16 protein-coding genes and 1 CRISPR repeat array (1 of these 17 only partly in view) are annotated in these 17,538 nt (G+C 20.8%); of the genes, 2 read left to right on the plus strand and 14 right to left on the minus strand.

Annotated elements, in window-relative coordinates; translation table 4 throughout:
• Positions 1-144: 144 nt before the first annotated feature.
• From SLITO_RS03210 to SLITO_RS03220, 3 genes are read right to left on the minus strand one after another with little or no spacing between them, the layout of a single operon-like run.
• Complete coding sequence (locus tag SLITO_RS03210; RefSeq protein ID WP_075058344.1) at positions 145-1,989, minus strand: AIPR family protein; 1,845 nt, start codon at positions 1,987-1,989, stop codon at positions 145-147.
• Complete coding sequence (locus SLITO_RS03215; RefSeq protein WP_075058345.1) at positions 1,979-2,710, minus strand: hypothetical protein; 732 nt, start codon at positions 2,708-2,710, stop codon at positions 1,979-1,981. The genes SLITO_RS03210 and SLITO_RS03215 overlap by 11 nt, the downstream gene beginning before the upstream one ends.
• 12 nt (positions 2,711-2,722) lie before the next feature.
• The gene (locus tag SLITO_RS03220) at positions 2,723-4,165 is read right to left on the minus strand and encodes an HsdM family class I SAM-dependent methyltransferase (RefSeq protein WP_083433363.1); all 1,443 of its coding nucleotides are present in this window, start codon (positions 4,163-4,165) and stop codon (positions 2,723-2,725) included.
• A gap of 112 nt (positions 4,166-4,277) precedes the next feature.
• Here SLITO_RS03220 and SLITO_RS03225 point away from each other — a divergent pair, with 112 nt between their 5' ends.
• Both SLITO_RS03225 and SLITO_RS03230 read left to right on the plus strand, forming a co-directional pair.
• Complete coding sequence (locus SLITO_RS03225) at positions 4,278-5,948, plus strand: DNA/RNA helicase domain-containing protein (RefSeq protein WP_075058346.1); 1,671 nt, start codon at positions 4,278-4,280, stop codon at positions 5,946-5,948.
• Between the two features lie 487 nt (positions 5,949-6,435).
• Positions 6,436-6,759, plus strand: coding sequence for a hypothetical protein (locus tag SLITO_RS03230; protein WP_075058347.1), 324 nt, complete (start codon positions 6,436-6,438; stop codon positions 6,757-6,759).
• A gap of 270 nt (positions 6,760-7,029) precedes the next feature.
• Here the strand turns inward: SLITO_RS03230 and SLITO_RS06220 are convergent, their stop codons facing one another.
• The 11 genes from SLITO_RS06220 to SLITO_RS03275 form a co-directional block, all read right to left on the minus strand.
• On the minus strand, positions 7,030-7,479 hold the full coding sequence (locus SLITO_RS06220; protein WP_083433364.1) for a DDE-type integrase/transposase/recombinase: 450 nt from the start codon (positions 7,477-7,479) through the stop codon (positions 7,030-7,032).
• Positions 7,454-7,585, minus strand: a complete 132-nt coding sequence (locus SLITO_RS06165) for a hypothetical protein (RefSeq protein WP_268794764.1) — start codon at positions 7,583-7,585, stop codon at positions 7,454-7,456. The genes SLITO_RS06220 and SLITO_RS06165 overlap by 26 nt, the downstream gene beginning before the upstream one ends.
• 859 nt (positions 7,586-8,444) lie before the next feature.
• Positions 8,445-10,505, minus strand: coding sequence for a DEAD/DEAH box helicase (locus SLITO_RS03240; RefSeq protein WP_075058349.1), 2,061 nt, complete (start codon positions 10,503-10,505; stop codon positions 8,445-8,447).
• The gene (locus SLITO_RS03245; protein ID WP_075058350.1) at positions 10,475-10,948 is read right to left on the minus strand and encodes a phospholipase D-like domain-containing protein; all 474 of its coding nucleotides are present in this window, start codon (positions 10,946-10,948) and stop codon (positions 10,475-10,477) included. Before SLITO_RS03245 ends, SLITO_RS03240 begins: the two co-directional genes overlap by 31 nt.
• Positions 10,949-10,994: 46 nt before the next feature.
• Complete coding sequence (locus tag SLITO_RS03250) at positions 10,995-11,420, minus strand: lipocalin/fatty-acid binding family protein (RefSeq protein ID WP_075058351.1); 426 nt, start codon at positions 11,418-11,420, stop codon at positions 10,995-10,997.
• Positions 11,420-14,890 (minus strand): AAA domain-containing protein, encoded by a 3,471-nt coding sequence (locus SLITO_RS03255; RefSeq protein ID WP_075058352.1) that lies wholly within the window; start codon positions 14,888-14,890, stop codon positions 11,420-11,422. Before SLITO_RS03255 ends, SLITO_RS03250 begins: the two co-directional genes overlap by 1 nt.
• A gap of 245 nt (positions 14,891-15,135) precedes the next feature.
• The gene (locus tag SLITO_RS06260; protein WP_144416429.1) at positions 15,136-15,282 is read right to left on the minus strand and encodes a hypothetical protein; all 147 of its coding nucleotides are present in this window, start codon (positions 15,280-15,282) and stop codon (positions 15,136-15,138) included.
• A 9-nt stretch (positions 15,283-15,291) separates the two neighbouring features.
• A complete protein-coding gene (locus tag SLITO_RS03260) occupies positions 15,292-15,672 on the minus strand; it encodes a pentapeptide repeat-containing protein (protein WP_075058353.1) in 381 nt (126 codons plus the stop codon).
• A gap of 138 nt (positions 15,673-15,810) precedes the next feature.
• Positions 15,811-16,134, minus strand: coding sequence for an integrase core domain-containing protein (locus SLITO_RS03265; protein WP_327196261.1), 324 nt, complete (start codon positions 16,132-16,134; stop codon positions 15,811-15,813).
• On the minus strand, positions 16,052-16,714 hold the full coding sequence (locus SLITO_RS03270; protein ID WP_144416405.1) for a DDE-type integrase/transposase/recombinase: 663 nt from the start codon (positions 16,712-16,714) through the stop codon (positions 16,052-16,054). The genes SLITO_RS03265 and SLITO_RS03270 overlap by 83 nt, the downstream gene beginning before the upstream one ends.
• Positions 16,693-16,917 (minus strand): hypothetical protein, encoded by a 225-nt coding sequence (locus SLITO_RS03275; RefSeq protein ID WP_075058356.1) that lies wholly within the window; start codon positions 16,915-16,917, stop codon positions 16,693-16,695. The genes SLITO_RS03270 and SLITO_RS03275 overlap by 22 nt, the downstream gene beginning before the upstream one ends.
• A gap of 208 nt (positions 16,918-17,125) precedes the next feature.
• Positions 17,126-17,538: a CRISPR direct-repeat array (repeat unit 36 nt; unit sequence GTTCTACTACTACATAATTTTACAGGGTACCATAAC) (it continues 1,999 nt past the right edge of the window).

A 17,538-nucleotide genomic window follows, 5' to 3' on the forward strand; every position in this document is an offset into this window, starting at 1 on the left:
TATATATTACATTAATTTTAGAAGTGTAAATATAACAAATATTATTAAAAAAATAATAATCATGGTTACTTAAAATTACTTTTTTTTATTTTACTTAATAAATAAATATATTTTTGATTTATTTCTTTTTTTTTATAAAAAATATTAATCTCTAATAAATAAATTTTCTAAAAATTCTATTTTTTGTTGTTTTTTAGTATCTGTAAAAACACTTGGAGTTACTAATTTATATATAAACCTACTATACAAATCTTTTTTAAATGAAAATGCAGAGGCAGAATAAGGTTTATTTGATTTATCTAAATTTTTTGTATATAATTCATAAATTTCATCATAGGAAGCTTTTACAAAATCGGTTAAACCTGTTTCATCAAAACCTTTATAACTTAAAAAAATACTTTCATTATAAATTAATTTATTATTTAAAATTTCATCTGCCGAATCAATGCTTGTTAAGTAAGCAAACTCATCCTTGTAATTATAAATTAATCATAATGTTGATATTAATCAATTCTCTATACTTTTAATTAAGGTTTGAACAATAGGGATGTCACCAAAATTAATATAATTATTTATTTTTTTAATTAGTTTTGATGCATCTGTATAAAATTTAAAAACATTCAAATAATATTCTTCCTTTAATTTATCATTTTTGAATATCTTATTGTATAATTCATCACTAAAAATTTTAGATTTTTTTTGATTTGCTTCATATGGTTTCAAAAAAATTGTACTTAAAACATATTGTGCAAGCACATCATTTTCTAATACTAAAGGTTTCTTAATATTTAAATTTTCTGAAATATTTTTAATTACTTTATAGTTGCTTTCCCCTCTTTTTACATTTAGAACAAAACCATTTTTTTCAAAAAAATCTCTTAGACTTCTCATTTCTATTGAGTTTGATCTAAAATCACGAGGTTTTACAGGTTTCTGATTATTTGAAGATTTTGTAATTTTTTCAACTAGTAAATTATAGTCATTATTTTTAGACTGTACAATTTTTGCGATTACTTTTACTTTATTGATGTTGTCTTTTAGTTCATTACTTTTATAAAATTTAGCTAAATTTGTAACTGTTTGAGCACCATTTACAATTGAAAAATTTGTTAATTTGACAAGATTATTATTTATATCTAAATCACCAATATTTTCTGCAACAATTGTAATTCCATTATTGTATATGATAAATTTTTCTGGTTCTTCATTAACGGTCATTTTTATGCTTTGATCAACTGATTTTGATGCTGCATCACCAGAAATACTATACCTTATGTTTCTATCAAAAATTCTATTTTCAAATTTTTGATAACAATTAACAAGGGAAGTGGCCTCAAGTGTACATAATAAAATTTTTTCATTCTTAGTTTCATAACTAAATGTATTTGTTAGTTTAGTTTCAGCATTATTTTGGTTTACAAAAGTAAAATTATAAACTAGGTTACCATCTGTTAGGTTTTCATCCTCTTCTCCTTCTAATTTATTATTTAGTTTTTTTCTATCATAAAAGTTAAAATCTCCGTAATTATCAATATCGCTATAAATGCTTAATTTTTTATATAAATCTTTAATTTCATTATCAGATATATAATTATTAATTATTATATTTATATCGAAATTATAAGCATCATTTCTACAAATATTTTCAAGTAAATCTTTATAGTTAGGTCTTAAATTATCTGGAAATAATCCTTTTTTTAAGTTATCAATAAAAATAATTATATTTTTTATAGTATCATCTAGTTCATCTTCTTCTTTGATCATGAAAAATAGAATAGGTTTTTTAAAATCTTCTGCCTCATCATAAATAATAAGTTTAGGACATTTTGAATTATTTGAATAACAAATACTATTGTCATAATCGTAAATGGCATTTGGTAAATCTTTTTCTCTAGAAAAAATAAAATGACACATTATAATTAGATTTGTTGAATTTGAATATCTGCTTTTAAGTGCTACTTCAATATATTCTTCCAATTTATTCTTCATACATAATTTCCTCACATATTTTCTTTATAAATTTATCATAACAGTTTACATATAATTTATTATCATTAAAAATATAATTATTATCATATCTAAAATTAAAATTATTTTTAATTTCAAAATTATTAATTTCTTGTAAAATTTCTCGTTTACTAGAAAATTTTTGTATATCTAAATTGTCGTCATAGACGTTAATTAATAACCTGGACGGCATTAAATACTTATTGCTTTTAATTTTATTGTACATGTCTAAGTATTTATCAAAAAAACTTTGATTTATTTTATAAAAACTTTTTACTTTTTTTGATTCATCATAAACAGGTGTTACAGATCTAGCATTTAGTATCCAAAATGTTTTAATATCATTCAATTGAATATTTGCGGTTTCTCCAATCATATTTGATAGTGAATTTTTCAAATTTTTTTGAACACTCGATAGATATAATTTAAGTTCAATTGTTGCAACAACTTTATTTTTAACTACGTTTAATATTGCAATGTCTGCTTTTTTATCAAATAATAAACCTTCAACTTTATATTCTTTTTTATCAATTACTTTAGAACATATTTTATACTTTTCTTTATCTAAATAAAGTGATAAATGTCTATGTATTGCATAATGAAGAATGTCAACCTTTTTTGAGCTTCTTTCATAATTTATATGATTTGGTTGGCTTATTTTAAAAATTGTTTTTTCTAGTTCAAATAAAAAATCCTTTTTCATTTATTTACCTCATTAATTTTTTTGATTAATTTTATATATTTTATATGATAGGTATTGGTGCAAATCATTTGATGAGAAAAAATAATACTCCCCATTTTTATCTTTTCTCAAAATTTTTAAATATTCTATAAATTCTTGATCATATATGAGATTTTCGATATATTTTAAATCGTATTTTTCACTAATGACATAGTACCCACTATACGGGACTATACCAGGTTTTAATATTTTTGTTTTTATTGTATTAACTGTTTTAATTATATTATTGATCACTAATTTGTTTTTATTAACATCTTTAATTCCTTGTGTTCGTGCAAATTCAAATCAGTTTTGAGATTGTAAACTTCTTTTAGAAAGAATTTCTTTATTATTTAATAATAAATTATACATATTTTTGTTTTCGTTTTTAATTATATTTAAAGGTACTGTATTTCCATCTTCATCGTATGGATAAAACATTTTAGTTAATTTCATTTTAGATATTTTCATAGCTTCAACAACATATGAACCAGTGTACGAATCATTAATAAAGAAACTATCTAAATTTGTTGAAATGCCATTTCTAACAAATAAATCATTATTTTTCTTAACATTTAAAATTTCACTAAATTTTAACAACTGTTTAGTTTTTGAAAAATAAAAACAATCATTTATATAAAACTCTTTTTTTTCTAAAATATCAATTTCAAAATTAAAATTATTAATAGAATCATACTCTTTATATTTTGTTTTCTTATTTTTAATTTTTGAAATGACAGTAATTGCTGGATATGTAGTTATACCTTTGAAAGGATTAAAATGTCCTAAATTTATAACTGTTTCTAGCATCGATTTATCAATCAAATATTTTCTAAAAACATTGGCTGCATTTGATGTAAAGTAAGAATTTGGTGTTATGTATATAAGTTTACCTTTTTCATTAAGCATATTTAAACCTATTTCAAAGAATATTAAGTATAAATCAATCATCCCCTTAGTACAAAAATTATATTTTTTGTAGTCAATATTAAGATCATGAATTCTAATGTATGGTGGATTACCAACGACATAATCCATTTTATTCAAAAACTGTGTACATTCTAATGTATCACCATTTATAATATTTCAATTTATTTTAACTTTAATTCCATTTTCTAATAAAACATTATTTAAATTTGAAATACATATTTTATAAGAAATAGGGTCAATTTCAATTCCGTGTATGTATTTTTCTAGATGTTTCTTAACATCTAATCTATTTTTTTTTAATTTTAATAATTCTTTTAAATATCTTTTTGTAATTTCAACTAAAAAAGCCCCTTCACCACAAGAATTATCAACAATGTGTTTATTTAATATTTTTTTTCCTTTGTATTTAATTTCATCCAACATATTAATAACAATATAATTGGGTGTATAAACAACGCCATCTTTTATAATTCTTTCATTTATTTTTACACTATTTATGCTTTTCATAATATCTCCATGTTAATAAAATTATATATAATAATTTTTGCTATGTCTACAGATTTAAAAATAAATAAAATAAATAAAAAAATTATATATAATCAATATAAAGGTGATAATAATGAATGGTGTGTTTAAAAAATTTAAATTTGATCAAAACTCAATAATAGTAGATGACGATTTTAAATTTTGGCCCCATATTTATATATTATATTCAAGTAATAAAGAATCAATTAAATGTTATGTAGGCCAAACAAATAACATAAATCAAAGAATAATAAACCACATAAATGATCGAAATAAAGATTTTAAAGAAGTAATAACTTATACTAATAAGTTATTTAATATATCTTTTACGTATGAAATAGAATCTGGTTTAATAGAATTAATGTCTTCACATGATAAATTACTACTATCTAACCAAAAGTCGGGTAATAGTCATAATTTTTTTGAAAAAAATAAAACCCCTTATTTTATGGAAGAAATATGAAAGCACTTAGATAAATTAGGTTTAGTAAAAAATAGCCTTAAAACAATAAAAAATAGCTTATTTTATCAAATTAATCCCTTAAAACCTTTAACAAATCATCAAAATAATATAATTGAAGAAATAAAAAATTCAATTAAGAGCAATAAATTAAATTCTTATCTAATTAAAGGTCAATCAGGAACAGGCAAAACACTATGTGCAACTGCATTATTTTATTCTTTTTGTAACGATAATGAACTAAATAAATTAAAAATTGCTTATACTTCTGGAAATACTCAATTTAGAGACGATTTATATAGAACAATTAAGAATAAATCTTTTTATTTTAATTCCAAAAATATCATGAGTCCATCTCAAATCATAAAAGATTATGTTAAAAATAACTATGAAAAGTATGATTATATAATCGTTGATGAATCACAAAGATTAAAAAAGAGAGAAGCCTTAAGCAATTATGACGTTTTTGATAAAAATTCTAATATATTAGGACTTAATAAAATGGAAACTAACGAACTTGAATGATTAATGAGGGTGTCAAAAAATCAAATAATCTTTTATGACGATAATCAAACAATAAAGAATTCAGATTTAAATATAAATGAAGAAATTGAAAAATGCAACTTTATAAAATACAATTTAGTTGATGAATTAAGAATGGAAAATGCTGATGAATATTTAAATTTATTAAAAAATATACTATTTAAAGAAAAAAATAAAATAGATAGGGATAAATTAGTAAAATATAACTTTAAGGTTTTTAAATCCTTTACCGATATGTATAATATGATTAATTTAATGAACAAACAACATAATTACTCATTTTTATTATCAGGATTAGGATTTCCTAAAAATAATTTTAAAAACACAACTGGTTATAGCTCCAAAAAGAAACAAGTACTTGAAAAAGAAGATTTTAATATTGACGGTATTAATTTGTATTGAAATGTAATAACTCAAAATTGAGTTGACTCAGAAAAAAACTGTGATTTAAAACTGAATATAAATGAGGTTGGTTGCGTTCATGTAATTCAAGGAAAAACTTTAAATTATGCAGCAGTTATAATTTCTGAAGAAATAGACTATATAAATAAAAAACTAGTTATATATAAAGATAGATATAATGATAGAGTGATGAAAAATAATTATGATGAAAAGATTTTTTTAAAATATATATTAAACATATATTATGTATTATTGACAAGAGGTGTAAAAGGAACTTTTATATATATAAAAAATGTTGGGTTAAGAAAAAAAATTGAAGAAATATTTAAAAAATACAATATATCAGATTTAATTATTTAACAATTATTAAATTAATTATTTTTATCTAGTATAAATCATTAAACTATAATTAAATATATTTCATTAAGTAAAAATTGAATAGATTTTCACTATTCATTATTATGATTAAATATATTTAAAAACACAAAAAATTTTAATAAATTTTAAAAAAGGGCTATACAATAAAACAAATTTTTAAAAGAAATTGAACCTTCTGGTTCAAGAAATTTAAGTTGTTGAATTATATTTTTTTAATGTTAATGTTAGTTACAAAATAATAAATAAATTAAAAATAACGAGTTAGTTGATCTAGTTAAAATTAAAAGAAATTAAAAAAAGAACCGCTTACCAAATAGTAAACGTTGTACCAGACTTAATTAAAAAAATTTAGCATACATTATAACTTTCAAAAAATTTGGTGAATGTTTATTATTTATACCTTATAATTAAAGAAAAAAAATTAAAATATTAGTAAAGTTTGCTTATAATTGGTTTAATAGGTAAAAAAATGTTTATAATTTTTAATTTAACTGAAAATTCAGAAATTTTTAAAAAAACTATTTGTGAAGTAATAAAAATTATTAATAAACATAAGATTAATTGTTTAATAATTCAAACAAATAGAGCAACTGCAAATACATCTTATGCCATTAATAATGTTATTGATTTATATCCAAATATTGTTTTATCAATGTCTGAATCGTGATTTAAACATAATGCACCAACAGAATCTTTGAAAGTTGATATAAAGATTTTTTTTTTTTTTTTTGCAGAATATGGCAATAAATTTGAAAGTTTTCAAAAATTTAATTATCATTTGATCAATTTATAATTAAAAGAAATAACTTGCAAAATTACTTATATTATTAAAAAAACCAAGTATTATAAAATATTTTTAATCTCCTTAGGGTTGCATATTCTTTCATAAATAATTATTTTTTTTATTTTTATAAATCAATAATTTTATATTATATTTAATAAAAAGTTTTTTGCATTTTTTTCTAATATTATAATTTTAAGTTATATGAAAATCAGTTAATTTATTTATTATTTAAAATTTGTTTTAACAATGTGCTGCAACCTTTTTCCGGACACATTTATTTTATAACTTTATTCTCCTTTCATTATAAAATTTTGAGTATAAATTAAAATTATATACATATTCTTCAATTGATTTATATTTTTTATTCTCTATTATAACTTCTATTTTTAATACGCTTCAAAAGCCTTCTATATAACCATTATCAGTCGATCTACCAACTCTAGACATGCTTATATTTAAGTCAAAATTCATCAGCATTAATTTATATGTATAGGATTTAAACTCTGAACCATTATCAGAGTGAATAACGCTATTTGGTTTAAAAACTCCAAACTCATCAACCATTTTTAAAAATGATTCAACAACAAGTGATATACCTTTTGATGTCTTTGTAATTAATCCATAAATTTTTTTCTGCTTAATATTATAAAAACCACAAGTGTATAGTCTTAATTTATTAATGACTTTTTCTGTTATGTCAACACTAAAAACATCGCATTTTTTTCAAATCTGCGTTTGTTTTTATTATTCTTTCATATTTACCAACTCTTTCTATGTAATTAGTTATTTTCTTTGAAGTTTTGTAATTATTTACTTTAAAATTTGAAAAAATCATATATCTTCTTATTTTTTTATGAGAGCATATATTGTTTAAATTAATCGCTAATCTTCTTGAACCATATGTTTTCCCAGAATCAATAGAACTTTTTTCGATATTTGATAGTAATTAATAATCTATATGTTTAAACTTTGGTTTTTTATTTTTAATTCAATTATAATAAGTTGATTTACCTAGTTTTATTATTTTGCAAAGTTTTCTTATTGTTATTTCATTGCTCAAAATTTTTTTATTGTATACAACAGTGCATTTATATATGCAAAGCTGTCACTTATTTACTTTTTTTATTTATTAACCTTCTTAAATCCGAATACATTTCATCTCTTAATTCTTGATCTTTAAGTTGTTTTTTTAGCTGTTTATTTTCTTTTTGTAAGCTTTTAAGTTTTCTTCTAAATGTGTTTTTGAATTATCAAAAGCTTCTTCTCCAAATAAATTATAGTTTTTAACTCAATTTCTTAAACTAATTTATGATAGTTTGTAACTATTTGAATAATTTTCGTATTTAGAATTACTTTCTAAAAATAATTTACATATTTTTATTTTTTCTTCTTTAGTTTATCTTTTCATAAAAAAAACTCTTTCCTTATAATTTTATAATCTTATTTGGATTAATTTTAAATTATGTCCGGAAAAAGGTTACACTACACAATTTTACATTTATATAAATATTTAAATTATTTATTATTAATATTTATTACAATTTTTTAATCTCAAATTTAATAAATATATAAATTAAAGTATATTATTATACGTATTTAAAAATAATAATTTGTTTAATATTTATAAAATATAATAGTTCAAACTGATAGAGTTTACTTTTTTATAATTAGTCGAGTAGTATATTTAATCATATTTAAAAATCAGCATTTAGTTTTTTATTTATTAATTTTATAAAATAATCTCTTAAAGATAAATTTTCACTCTTAATATATAACTCATTATTAATTGAAGAATTACCCCCGACTATAACATCGGTCAATAAACTCCCGCTTACAAAATGTTCATCTTTAGTTATTTTAAATAAAGTATTGTGGTTTTTAGGAATTTTTAACTTATCCCAAAAATCTACTACTTTTTTAGAATATAATTCTCTATGATATGGATAAATATAAGAATCTTTCAAGAGAATAAATCCATCGTCTACTTTTTTTATAAAAGCTTTGTAATCATTACTAAATTTTTTATATAGTAGAGTGTCATTTTTTATACTTTTTACATCTTTAAAAAACTTAATTCCATAATTATATGGGAAAGATATTTTTTGTGTTTTTGCATTATTAATTATGTAATTAAAATTATTAATAATAAATTCAGATTTTTCATCGTTAAATGATTTTGTTTTTTTTAAAAACAATAATATATTAAAATTTTTAAAATTAACTCCAGATTGTTTGTAATATATATATTTATCATAATTAAAAATATCAATAATTACCCATTCATCATTAACAAATTCAAAAATTTCAAACCAATTAGTAAAATTATTGTTGAATATTAATTTATATTTTATTTTTTTACCACTATTTTTATCTATACATTCTAGGGGTCAAACTTTAAATTTATTACATAGATTTGACATTGCATATTCATTTTGTTTTTTTATTAATGTTATAAAATCTTCTTTTATAAGTCTATCAATATAAAGCTTTACACCTTTAAAAATAAGTTCATTTTTATCTATTAGTTTTTTTATATTAAAAGGTGACATGAAACATTGGAATCTATCAATTCAGTAATTTTTTATATTAATGTTTGTCGCAATATCAACAACCTTTAAAACTTTATTATTATATTTTCTAAGCCCCCTACCAAGTTGTTGAGTAAAAATTGTTTTTGATTTAGTCGGTCTTAAAAAAATTACATTACTTATTTCTTTTATGTCTATTCCTTCATTAAAAATATCAACAACACATAAAAAATTTATTTCTTTATTTATAAAATCATTAATTTTAATGTTTCTATTGATATCTCCTGATACTAAAAAATCTGATTTGAATCCATTGTTTATTAATAAGTTATTAATTTTTTTTGCATGATCAATATTTATACAAAATATTAAGGTTGTTGAATCATCAAAAAAATAATCATTAATGGATTTTAAAACTAAATTATTTCTTTTATCATTATCTACTTTTATAATTAATTTCATTTCATTTGCTAAATCAGCTTCATTTAATGTAATTCCACTATCGTCTTTTATTAAATAATAATCTATATCACAAACTAAGTTTTTTTCAATTGCTTCATGCAAACTCATTTTATATAATACATTATCAAAAATCGATGTTATATCTTTCATACCAGACATTCTTTCTGGTGTTGCAGTTAAAGCTATATTATTTTTGGGTTTAAAAAAGTTATATATATATTCAAAAATATTTGTATTAGTGGAATTATCAAAGTGATGTGCTTCATCATAAAAAATAATTCCAAATTGATCTTTTGAAAATATATTTTTATCAATTAAATTTTTAAGTCTTTTATTTGTTATAAATAAATTTTTACCTTTTAGATAAATACTATCTATATTATTAATATTTTCATCATTTACTAATAAAAAATCATCATTTTTACATATACTTTTAAATCTATTATATGCATTTGTTAATATCTCAGTTCTATGTGTGGTAAATAACATAAAGTCATTTTTAAATGCAGACTTATAATTCAAAAACATAAAAGCTGCTAAAAACGTTTTTCCAGTTCCAGTTGGTAAAATTACACTGTGGTTTATTTTTTCAAATTTATCATTTTCATATTTATTTAATATATCTAATTGATAGTAGTGTGGTTTAAAATTATCATCTTCAATAGTATTTATTCTATTAAAATATTTATTTTCTAATTTATCTCATTCTTTTTTTGATAGATCACTGAAGTTTATTAAGTTATAACCTCCATTATTATTTCACATATACTCAATATCTTTATTAGCATGATGTTTTTGTTCATCATACAAAAGTATACAATTTTCTTTACCAAATAACCCACTATAACTAAAATTTGCACTTCCTGAGAATATCGCAAAATCTTTATCATAACTAAAAAAAACATTTTTTTATGTAAGGGTTTTTCGCCTCTTTTAACATTTTGTACTTTAATATTTATTGAATCTTTGTACATATCTGATATATATTTTAAATCATCATAATTAAATGATTCTCATGTTTCATTAAAAGTTGAAGTAATAACATTTATTATTCCACCTTTATTAACAAAAAAATCAAATTCATTTTTAAAAACTAAAAATGCTTCTTTTGATATAAATGGAGAAACTATGTATATTAAATTGGATTTTTTTATATAATCTTTAAAAGTTTTAACTATATTTAAGTCATTTGAGTCAGAATAATACATACTAATTCCTTTTTATAATTATAATATATTAAAAAATTAATTATAATTATTTTTTTTCTTGCTGTTGTTTTTCTCTATTAATTAAATTAGTGTGTTTTAAAAAACATTTACTAGAGTTATTAATTTCTTTATCACTATTATAATCAAGCTTTATTTTATCAAGTATAATATTTTTTAATTGTACACGTTTTTTAGGACCGTCATTAATTACAGAGTCTCTTATTTTAAAACTACTTCTTTTATCTAAAATTTCCCTACTTAATATTTTCATTAAATTATTATAATTTTCTTCAATTTTAAATTCATAGTATTCTTTATTGACTTCTTCTAATGCTCTATCTATATAGATTTGTTTATATTTATTTAGAGTTGCAACACAATAACTATGAATTAGGTATCCTATTGTTAGAGTTAAAGTTACAACTATAATAACTACTGATATAATTAATAAAACAATCTGTCATGTTTCCATTATAATTCCCCTTCGTACATATTAATTTCAGATTTTATATTGTTAATAAACCTATTTTTAGCTATTTTGTTTTTATCTCATCAATCAGTTGATAATATTCTTAAAAACTTTCATCCTCTATTTTCTAAATATTTTTGTCTATCATAATCATTTTGTTTACTAAACACACTACTGTGAAAAGACAATCCATCACATTCGATTGCTAAAACATATTGTTTTTTTAAAAAATCATATATTGCTAAATCAATTTTATATCCTGATGCTGGTACTTGTGTATGTAATTTATAACGCTCTTTATTTAATCAACCATTTATTTCATCATAAACTTCAACTTCAAATTCACTATCAAATTCCAAGTTATAATCATCAGTTTCTAAATTAAAAAGCTTGGTTTCGTTTTTTAGCATCATTTCAATTTCTTTTTCATGCTTTATTGGATCTCTTAATAATTCACAATATTTCAAAAAATCTTTAAAATCAAGCACTCCTTTTTTTTCTGAATTAATAATTGATGAGTTTATAGATTTTATAACATACATTTTTTCTTTAGCTCTTGATACGGCCACATTCAATCTTTTTTCACCATTAACTTGTGCTAATGGACCAAAATAATTTTTAAATATGTTTGTTTTATCATAAGAAAATCCTACTGAAAATATTATTATATCCCTTTCATCTCCTTGAACATTTTCAATACTCTTTACAAAAAGTTCTTCTCCATTTTCTTTTTGATACAAATTAAAATATAGTTCAGCATTTTTTGAACTTTCTTTTTCTAGTAAATCTAGAATTAATGATTGTTGTTCTGAGTTAAAGGTGATAATTCCAATTGATTTATTTTTTATTTTTTCATTACTTAATATAAATTTAACTAATTCTAATACTGTATTTGCTTCTTCAATATTAATTCTATTTTCTCTTATTCCGTTTACTTCTATCAACTCTATTGGTCATTTAGTGTACTTAACTTGTTTGCTTACTATTAATTTATTTTCATAATATTTAGCATTAGAAAAATCAATTAATTCTTTATTTTTACTTCTATAATGATATCTAAGCATTGATGATTTAAACCTTCCTTTAGCAAAATCTAATAAACTTTCAAATTTCATAGCTTCTTTTGCTTCATAATTTATTTGGTTTACAACATCTTCATCATCTTCTATATCTTCTAATACATCATTTTTCATTTTAAAAAAACTTGTTGGCGCAAGTTGTTTATCATCCCCTGATATAACATATTTTTTTGCACGATATAGTATTGGAATACATTTTTCAGTAAATATTTGACTGGCTTCATCAAATATTGCATAATCAAATTCATTTCTTTTTAATGGAATAATTTTACAATCAGATAATATCTCAGGAGATCCAATTATTATTGGGAAAAATAATTTAATTAATGGTAGATAGTTTTTAAATAAAGTTGATATTCTCATATTTGTTTTTGTATTACTTATTTTTCTTCCAAGATCATTAAATAATGTTTTATAGCTTTTTTCTATACCATATATTTCATCTTTGTATACACCAAGTTTAATTTTATTTATAATATTATAAAAATAATTATTTATTATATTTTTTTTATTAATATCAACTTTATTTTCAGATAAATTGTTTATTTTTTTATATCAATCATCAGCCATAAAATCGAATAAATTTTTATTATTTGTTTTAAAAGAATTACAATATGAAGCAATTAAAACATTATTTGTTAATTCTAAATTTATTCTACTTGTATTTAATATTTTTTTTATAAAATCTATAATTGTTTTAACTTCATAACTTGAATATTTTGATAAAAATTCATTTGATACTGAAATTAATTGTGAACATTGTTCTGTACCCAAGAATTGTTTAAATTTTTTTCTATTTCAAATATTTATTTTTGTTTTAATCTTGTTTTTTATTATATAGTTATAAAATAATTCTGGAAGTTGACTATTTTCATATAGTGCGTCTAAAATAGATTCATTATAAGAATCCTTGTTTAATAATTTATGCAATAAATTTAAATCCATAATTAAATTATTTTTACTCAATAAAAGCTCTTTTACACCTAAAAATAAGTTAATTTTATCTTTTTTTATTTTTTCAGTAGTTATTTCCTCAAATTTAATTAAATATTTAACAAATGTTAGATATAATTTACCCTCATCTTTTTTAAATAATTCTTTATATTTTTTGACTTTATCATAATATCCATCTAATTTAACAGACACTTCATCATTTTTGATTTCATTATTATTATAAATTTGTAAGTATTCATTTACATTATTGTATATTTTTTTTATTTTTTCAAATATTATGGCAGCAGAATCGTTATTGTGGAACATTAAAGCAAAGTTGTTTAAATCATGTAGTTTATCATAAACCACTTTTGAAGCCACTTTTTTTTCAGTTACAAATATTGCTGATTTATTTTTATTTATTATATTTGCTAACAAATTTACTATTACCTGAGATTTACCAGTTCCAGGTGGACCAAATATAAATGTTGAATTTGATAAAGATTTAATAACTGCATTTTTTTGAGTGAAATCAAGTGATGAAATATTAACAAAATCTGATTCTTTATAATCAATATCAACATTTTCTAAAATATCATTAGTCTCTTTAAAAATCTCATCTAAAAAACTAATATCTTCATTTTCTAAGATATTATATGCAGATAATATTGTGCTAGATGCTATATCATATATCCCAAATGAACATACATTTAAACAAAATGCCTGATTAAAGTATTTATTGTTTTTTTCTTGAAAATTTTTACCCGCTTCATCTCTTTTATATCCTTTAGCGTTTTCAAACTCTAAATTAAAAGTGTTTTCAAAATTTTGTGGATCAGTTAACCTATAACCAATATCATTGAAATATAATATAAACTTTTCAATTAGAAGTTCTTTATCACTTAATTGTAATTCTCCTAATTCTTGATACTCTCATTTCTTTTTATTTTTTAATGCTAATATATTAAAAATGGAGTTATTTAATATTAATTCATCTTCTATGACTACTTTGTATAATGAACCTCCCATATCTTTTATTGCAATTTTTTTCAATATTAATGGGGCTCTAAAGTAATCACCTTCATTTGTTGATGCACAACCTTCCACAAAATACAGACCCATATATAAAACATTAATATTTTTTTCATTTGATTGCATTTTACTCTTTTGGATTATTTTTTTTATATGTTTTGCGTAACTCAATATACCCTTTGGTGTTAAATTTTCATCAGTTACTTCAATATCATAAAAACTTATAAAAAAAGTTTTAGATTCCAATGCTTTTTTAAGCGAAATTGGGGATTTATCGTTTTGGTTCAATCTTAGCAATTCTAATTTTTCTAACAATTTAAAATCTATTGTTAAAGCAGATGGCAAAAAACTGTTATAAAATATTCCACTATTTTTATTACTATTTAATAACCTACTTTTAAAATTTTTTAATAACTCATTACTATCCATATCTATCCTTATTCTTATTATGATAATATCAAATTTTATATTTAATATAATAATTGTTTTTTATATTTTAATTAAATTTCCATTGTTTAATATTATTATATAACTCTAATTAAAAACTTATAAAATAAGCATTAATACAGTTAATATAATATTTTTTAATTTATTTACTAGATAACAATCTATTTTGATTGTTTAATGATTTGTTCTTCTGTGATTTCTAAATCTAAATCTTCAAATATATAATTTTAATAATTAATTGGTGTATTTTCATCATAAACACTAATAAAATCATTTTTATACTTATTAGATTTATCAAATATTGAATATGATATGTTTGAGTTTATAAATTTCGAATTGTTTATGTCGGTTTTTTTAAAATTTATATCTGATAAATTACAATTTTAAAATTTAACATTGTTTAAATTTGAATCCTCGAATATAGAGTTTTTAAAATCACAATTGTAAAAATATATATTTTCTAAATTACAATTTTTAAAATTTGAGTTTTCAAAATTAGCTTTACGTATAGAGTTTTGGTTTCAATAAAAATCGTTTAAATCTGTTTCATTAACATCAACATTAAAGATCTTGCAATTAACAAATAATGAATTTGATAAATCACATAAATCAAAATTAACTTTAAATAGATTAGAACTATTTAACTCAATATACTTTAAAATATTATCTGTAAAGTTAACTATTTCAATATTACATTTGTTAAATACGGAGCACCTTAGTTTATTATTGTTAAATTCAATTTTTTTAATACTTGAACTTGTCATTTCTAAGGCATTGAATATATTACTATTAAATTCTGAATTATAATAAATTAAATTATTTCCATTAAAATTTGTGCTGTAACCTTTTTATGGACACTTATGAATAATAACAATTATTGAACATCTAAAATAAAATTGACATTAAAAAGATACTTTCTCCATACGAATTTCGTATGGAGTTTTTTTATGTTTTAATGAAGGTCTAACATAATTATAAAACTCTATATAGTCTGAGATAATTTTATAAATATTTGAATGATGTAGCTCTTTTACTTTATATGTATATATACATTCATTTTTAAAAGTTCCAAAAAAAGACTCACAGGCACCATTATCTGGGGGGTTTCCTCTTCTTGACATAGAAATATTTATATTATTATTTTTACATAATCTTTTTCAAGTTTCATTTGTGTATGGTGCCTCCTGATCTGAATGAATTATTTTTGAAGCACCTATTTTTTTTAATGGCGCTTATTAAATTTGTATGACATAATTTATTATTAGGACTAACCGATAACTTTCAATCAATAATTTCTGAATTAAACAAATCCTTTATAACAGATAGATATACGTTTCCATTAATAGTTTTTATATAAGTTACATCTGTTACTCATTTTTCATTTATATTTTTAGATTTAAAGTTTCTATTTAGTAGATTTTCAAATCTTAATGGACCTGATTTATCATAGTTTGGAACTTTCTTTTTCTTTGCTGCTTTTAAACTCATTATTTTCATATATCTATAAACAACTCAAGGGTTTAATCTTTCTTTAAAGTATTTGTTTAAAAATAAAGTTATCATATTATAACCATATCTTTTTTTAAACAAGTAAAAAAGGCATCTTATTTTAATTGCTAAAATTCTATTATAATTTTTATATTTTGGTTTTCCATTTTTGAGTCATTTTAAATATCCATACCTTGAAACTTTTAAATATAAACAAGATAAATTCAAAAAAAACATTTTTTTAACATTAAAAATGGCGAAGTACTTTTCCTTAGTCGTCTTCGCCAAATGCTTTTTTAAAGCTCGTTCCAGTTTCAAAGCTTTCTTAATTCTTCAATGCTCATATCATCAGGTTTTTTAAAAATTCAATCATGAGATTTAAATTTTTTAATATTTCCTTTTGCCTGTGTTCCGCTACCTCATTCAAGGGCTCCTTCACCTTTAACTTTTACCTCTGATTTTCATCTTTTAATTGTGCTAGTACTAATATCAAACTTTAATGCCGCATTTAAAATACCCATTTTTTTGATTCCTTAATTATATTAAGTTTTTCGTTTTTTGTTCATTGTTTTGCCATATAAAAAGAACACCTTTCAATAAAATTTTAACAATAAAAGTACTTTTTTACTGTCAATTTTATTTTAGATGTTCATTTAGGACTTTTTAAAAAAATATTTGCTATGGTATTTACAATTATTTCCTTAAATTTTAATATTAATAATTTTTTTAATTTTATTACTACATAATTTTACAGGGTACCATAACCCATTAATAAAACTAAACCTTCAAAGTTTGGTTCTACTACTACATAATTTTACAGGGTACCATAACATAATCTCTTTTGCAATAGATAAAGATTTTGTTCTACTACTACATAATTTTACAGGGTACCATAACTCTCAAGAAGCTATTTGCTTCATTTTGTTTGTTCTACTACTACATAATTTTACAGGGTACCATAACAACAAATTCGAATTACCAAATAATGCAAAAGTTCTACTACTACATAATTTTACAGGGTACCATAACTAACCTCGCTCATATTTATTTGACCAAAAAGTTCTACTACTACATAATTTTACAGGGTACCATAACTTAACTCCGTTTGCTCCTACATAATTCAAAGTTCTACTACTACATAA

This window comes from Spiroplasma litorale (assembly GCF_001267155.1).
GTDB classification, from domain to species: domain Bacteria; phylum Bacillota_I; class Bacilli_A; order Mycoplasmatales; family Mycoplasmataceae; genus Spiroplasma_A; species Spiroplasma_A litorale.